Genomic DNA, 5,281 nt, shown 5'->3' on the forward strand with positions numbered 1-5,281 from the left:
ACTACACGCTTTCCGAGATCCGCCGCGCCGCGGATGTCATAGATGCCGGTCGCCGCGGCGCGGCGGATCTCGGAAAGCGTGTAGTCGTCGAAGGTCGCGGATTTGCGCGGCGTCGTCGGCGGGTTCCTGTAGGTCATGCTGCCTCAATACGCGTCGGCGTTGTCGATATTGAAATTGTAGAGCGTGCGCGCCGAGCCGTAGCGCTTGAACTCCGACGGCTTGACGCCGGTGACACCGGCGCGGTCGAGCAGGCCTTGCAGCAATTCCAGATGCTCAGCCCGCATCTCCTTGGCGATGCAGTCGGCACCCAGGCTGTCGACCTTGCCGCGCACGAAGAGCCGCGCCTCGTAGATGGAATCGCCCAGCGCGTCGCCGGCATCGCCCAGCACCACCAGATTGCCCGACTGCGCCATGAAGGCCGACATGTGGCCGATATTGCCGTGCACGACGATGTCGATGCCCTTCATCGAGATGCCGCAGCGCGACGAGGCATTGCCTTCGATGACCAGCAGGCCGCCCTTGCCGGTGGCGCCGGCATACTGGCTGGCGTCGCCTTTGATGGTGATCGAGCCCGACATCATGTTCTCGCCGACGCCGGGACCCGCCGAGCCATGCACGGTGATGGTGCTGCCGGAATTCATGCCGCCGCAGTAATAGCCGACGCTGCCACGCACATCGATGGCAACAGGCTGGTCGACGCCGACGGCGACCGAATGGCTGCCTTTCGGGTTCAGCACTTCCCAGGCCGTTTCATTCGAGCCGGGCGCCAGATTGTGCAGCGCCTGGTTGAGTTCGCGCAACGACGATTGGTCAAGATCGAAGACCCGAGGGTCGTGCGCCGCGGTCTTCGAAAGCGTGGTTGCCGGCATGAACTCAATGCTCCCAGAAATAGACGGTTGCGGGCTCGGGTTCCCAGACCCTCGCATTGTCTATGCCGGGCAGCTTGGTCAGCGCGCGATATTCCGAGCCGAAGGCGACATACTGGTCGGTCTCGGCCATCACGGCGGGCTTGCAGGCGATCGGATCGCGCACCACGCCAAAGCCGTTCTTGGTGCCGACGACGAAGGTGAAGAAGCCGTCGAGGTCGGAGAGCGTGCCTTCCAGCGCCTCGCCGAGATTCTTGCCATGCGCCATCTGCGACGAGAGATAGGCTGCTGCGACCTCGGTGTCGTTTTCGGTCTCGAAGGTCATGCCTTCGCGGATCAGCTCGCGGCGGACATTGTTGTGGTTGGACAGCGAGCCATTGTGCACCAGGCACTGGTCGGCGCCGGTCGAGAACGGATGCGCGCCCATCGTCGTCACCGCCGATTCCGTTGCCATGCGGGTATGGCCGATGCCATGCGTGCCGGTCATCTTGCGGACATCGAAGCGATCGACGACAGCCTCAGGCAGGCCGACTTCCTTGTAGATCTCGACCACGTCGCCGGCACCCATGATGCGGATGTCGGGGCGCAGCGCCTGGATGGTTTCGCGCGCTTCATCGATCTTGGCCGGCGTGGTCCTGACGACCGCATGGGTGGATTTCACCGCGATCGTCACCGGCGTGCCGATGGCCTTGGCGAGCTCGGCCTCGAGGCCGCGGAAATCGCGGTCGGGCTTGGCGGACTGGATGGTGATCTTGGCCTCATTCTTGGAAGGCGCGCCATAGATGGCGATACCGGCGCTGTCGGGACCGCGATCGCTGAGGGAGATCAGCATCTGCGACAGCATCGCACCAAGCTGGGGCTCCAGCGACTTGTCCTTCAAAAACAGTCCGACAATTCCACACATGTCAGCCTCCCGATGTTTGTAGCTAAGAGATCGTTTGTAGCTAAGAGAGGATGTATCGAATGAGCCGCACAAATTCAATCGTATGAAAAAAATATTCCTCTAGTTACCTATGCGGCTCAATGCCGCTCTGCGCACTGTCGCCGTCTCGCCGGGCATTGTGAACCCATTTGGCGGTGCGGATGCGGGCGAGTTTGTAGGCGTCGAGAATCGACAAGGCATAGATCAGGAAGCCGCCGGCATGACGACCGACGAAGCTGGCATCGGGCGGCGCGATCTTGGCCGTCACCCATGCCAGGATCACCATGAAGAAAAGGAACTGAAGGCCGCGCACCGGCACGCCGAGAATGACGTGCCCGCTTCCCGGCAGCACGATTGCGGCGCCGAGAACCAGATAGGGGTTGGTGGGTGCCGTGGTGGGAATGGTCATGCGGCTTGCCGTTCGCTTTTGTTGATGGCGTCGCGAAGCGCCGACACCGACACCAGCAGTCTTTCGATCAGCGCGGGATCGAGTGTGGCGTCGCCAAACTCGGCCTGCCGGAACACACCGTAGCGCGCCCGTTCGGCTTCGGCCAGCAGCCACACGATGCGTACCCCTTTCGGGGTGATCAGCAGTTCCTTGGCGCCCCCTTCGGAAAAAATCCCGAGGTGGCCGGCGATGGTCTCCAGTGGGAAGTGGACGCCCCTGCGATCCGTCCGCAACACGGCCTCAGCCGGAAATGCTGAGCTCTTCGGCAGCGTGTGGTCGAGATGATCAAAATTGGAGAAGGTCGTCGGCGACCCCGGCCGCATCATCATATCGAAGGTGCCGGGCACGGCAACCGGCTCGGTGATCGAAACACTGAGCCAGCGCGCCGGCAGTTTCCGCGTCGCCAGTGTGTCGACGATGGTGCGCACCTGGACACGTTTGCTGTTCCAGGATCCTTCCCAGGTGATGACGCCGGCGGTGCCATCCGAAACATTGGCAGCGTCGGCGATGACTGTGCGGATGCGGTCCTGCTCGACGGCGAGTGCCATCGATGCCCTGTTGCGGCTGGCACGCGCCTGCCGGGCAAGGTGGAGAACGACAGCCAGGACAATGGCTCCGGCCAGCAGTGCTGATGTCAGCTCGGACATTTTCTCATGCCACGCCCATCCAGGATACGGACCGGCCTACTCCCATCAATAACCCTGCGGCTTCGGCCACGGCATGGTGAACTGATCGCCGCGCCGCACGAATTTGTAGCGATAGAAATGGAACCACAGTGAGATCAGGAAGTAGAAGGCGACCATGGCGATCAGCTGCGAGCCGAAGCCGAGGAAGATGGCGAAGAAGGTCACCACGCACAGGCAAAACAGCACGATGGCCGGGATCGGATGGAAGGGGTGCGTGTAGCCGCGCCGGATCGAGCCGAGTGGCCACTTCTTGCGGAACATGATGATGTTGATGCTCATGAACGTGTATTGCAGCACGCCCGACAGGATCGAGAAGGTGATCGCCTGGTTGAGGTCGGCGATGAAGGCGAAGGCCAGCGCGATCGGCAGCAGGAACAGGATCGAACGATAGGGCGTGCGATATCTCGGATGCACGGCCGAGAACCATGTCGGCAGATAGCGGTCGCGGCCGAGCGAGAACCAGGCGCGCGCCGCATCGTTGATGCAGCCATTGGCGGAGGCCATTGCAGCAAGCAGCGTGGCGACGAACAACAGGTTCTCGAGCAGCGGGCTGCCAGTCAGCTTGCCGGCGTCCCACAGCGGATAATAGGTGATGCCGAGATATTCCCATGGCATCATCGAGGCGCAGACATACCAGGTCATGGCGGCGGCGATCAAAAGCGTGATCATGCCGGCCATGGTGCCGTAAGGCAGCGAGCGGGCCGGCGAGCGCACTTCCTCGGCGGCCTGTGTGGTGCCCTCGATCCCGAGATAGTACCAGATGCCGAACTGGAAGGCGGCGATGACGCCGATCCAGCCATAGGGGAGCGCATTGCCTGGCGTGACCAACTCGTTCAGCTTCAGCACGGCGCCTTGCGTCCACGGGCTGACCGAAAAGAACAGGATGACGATCGAGATATAGGCGACCGCTGTGATGACGAAGTTGACATTGAGCGTCATCAGCACGCCGCGATAGTTCAGCCACGCCAGCACGACGATGGTCGCGGCGATGAAGGAATTGTGGGTGAGCCCTTCGACGCCGGCCTTGGCGACGATGGTGTCGCCGAGCAGGATGGCGTCGGACACTTCGAGCATGGTGTAGGCAAAGACCAGGAACAGCGCGACGTTGAACGCCATCAGCGGTCCGACGATGTGCTTTGCCTGCGCATACTGGCCGCCGGCGGCCGCCACGGTCGATGTCACCTCGGAATCGATCATGGCGACCGAGGTGTAGAGCAATCCCACGACCCAGCAGACGATCAGCGCGGCCAGTGCGCCACCCTTGTCCGCCGAGAAATTCCAGCCGGTGAATTCGCCGACCAGGACGATGCCGACGCCGAGCGCCCAGACATGGGCCGGTCCGAGCACGCGCAGGAGTGAAACTCTGTCCCCTTGGGCAGCCGGAGCAGCCGGTTCAAGTGCGATCGTCATTGTTCAATCCTCACTCAGATCCGGTGTTTTTCGGAAGTGGCTTCCAGTTCGCCCTCGCGCGAGGAGGTCAGCACCTCTTCGGAGAAGGTCGTGTCAACCTTGAACCAGTCGTAGAGCATCCACAAAGCGAGCACGATCGAGATGCCCCAGCATGCGTAAGAGAGTGCCACCCACATGATCGTGTCCCCCGATTAAATCGTCCTCAGAACTCTTACTTGTCGTCGAATTTTTCGTTGATGACGTCGCGATATTCGCGGTCTGATGCACGAAACAGGAAAACGAAATAACCGATCAGCACCGCCGCCATGATGATCAGCGTCGGCCAGTCGATGACATAGTGGAAGCGGTTCTGGATGATGTCGTGCGCGGTCTCGGGCGTATAGCCGAGCTTTTCCCAGATAGACGCCATGGTCGGGTTCTGGCCTAGCGCTTCCCAGGTCTTGGCGTCGAGCGCGTCGATGGATTTCGCCGCGCCGGCGAGGCCCAGCTTGAGCGGTAGCCACAGTGCCACGAAAATGGCGACGACGACGACGGCGATGTCGAAAACCTGCCCGGCCTTGCTTTGTTCCGGCGGCGTGTAGCGGGACATCTCTTCTACCCCTCAGGACTTGCGGTTGCGGAACGCGTCGGCGTTCTTGATATCGAGCCCGTAGATGAATTCCTTGTCTTCCTTGTAGTGCTTGACCATCGCCAGGATGGCTGCCGTGTTGAAGATCAGCACGGCGGCGGCGGCGATCGCGACCACGGCCTTGATGCCGCTGTGCGGGATGTAGGGCCATGTCATGAGGAGGACGAAGAGGATCGTCGCCCACAGGCAGACGATCAAGAGCGCGGCTCCGTGCACGTCGGAACGATACAGCGCTTCGATGCGCTGTTGCATGTCTGACATCGGTTTCTCCCCTTTTCCGCCGTCCGGTTCCGAATCCCCCGTCCGTCGTCCTCTTTCAAC

Annotated in this window: 8 protein-coding genes; all 8 read right to left on the minus strand. The window is 61.7% G+C overall.

Going from position 1 to position 5,281, the window contains the following annotated elements; translation table 11 throughout:
- Positions 1–143 precede the first annotated feature (143 nt).
- The 8 genes from EOD15_RS27775 to EOD15_RS27810 all read right to left on the minus strand — a co-directional run bounded on the left by EOD15_RS27775 (position 144) and on the right by EOD15_RS27810 (position 5,221).
- On the minus strand, positions 144–869 hold the full coding sequence (locus tag EOD15_RS27775) for a GXGXG domain-containing protein (RefSeq protein ID WP_127321953.1): 726 nt from the start codon (positions 867–869) through the stop codon (positions 144–146).
- A 4-nt stretch (positions 870–873) separates the two neighbouring features.
- The gene (locus tag EOD15_RS27780) at positions 874–1,770 is read right to left on the minus strand and encodes a glutamine amidotransferase family protein (RefSeq protein WP_063167616.1); all 897 of its coding nucleotides are present in this window, start codon (positions 1,768–1,770) and stop codon (positions 874–876) included.
- A 103-nt stretch (positions 1,771–1,873) separates the two neighbouring features.
- A complete protein-coding gene (locus EOD15_RS27785; protein ID WP_127320060.1) occupies positions 1,874–2,197 on the minus strand; it encodes a hypothetical protein in 324 nt (107 codons plus the stop codon).
- Positions 2,194–2,883: a hypothetical protein gene (locus EOD15_RS27790; RefSeq protein WP_164761677.1), complete on the minus strand. Its 690-nt coding sequence runs from the start codon at positions 2,881–2,883 to the stop codon at positions 2,194–2,196. The genes EOD15_RS27785 and EOD15_RS27790 overlap by 4 nt, the downstream gene beginning before the upstream one ends.
- 45 nt (positions 2,884–2,928) lie before the next feature.
- Positions 2,929–4,332: an amino acid permease gene (locus EOD15_RS27795; RefSeq protein ID WP_023808735.1), complete on the minus strand. Its 1,404-nt coding sequence runs from the start codon at positions 4,330–4,332 to the stop codon at positions 2,929–2,931.
- A gap of 14 nt (positions 4,333–4,346) precedes the next feature.
- The gene (locus tag EOD15_RS27800) at positions 4,347–4,508 is read right to left on the minus strand and encodes a hypothetical protein (RefSeq protein WP_013532900.1); all 162 of its coding nucleotides are present in this window, start codon (positions 4,506–4,508) and stop codon (positions 4,347–4,349) included.
- 35 nt (positions 4,509–4,543) lie between these two features.
- Positions 4,544–4,921, minus strand: coding sequence for a hypothetical protein (locus EOD15_RS27805; protein WP_013532899.1), 378 nt, complete (start codon positions 4,919–4,921; stop codon positions 4,544–4,546).
- 12 nt (positions 4,922–4,933) lie between these two features.
- Positions 4,934–5,221, minus strand: a complete 288-nt coding sequence (locus EOD15_RS27810) for a hypothetical protein (protein WP_127320062.1) — start codon at positions 5,219–5,221, stop codon at positions 4,934–4,936.
- Positions 5,222–5,281: the final 60 nt, after the last annotated feature.

Origin of the sequence: Mesorhizobium sp. M7A.T.Ca.US.000.02.2.1, assembly GCF_003996995.1 — a bacterium.
Lineage (GTDB): Bacteria > Pseudomonadota > Alphaproteobacteria > Rhizobiales > Rhizobiaceae > Mesorhizobium.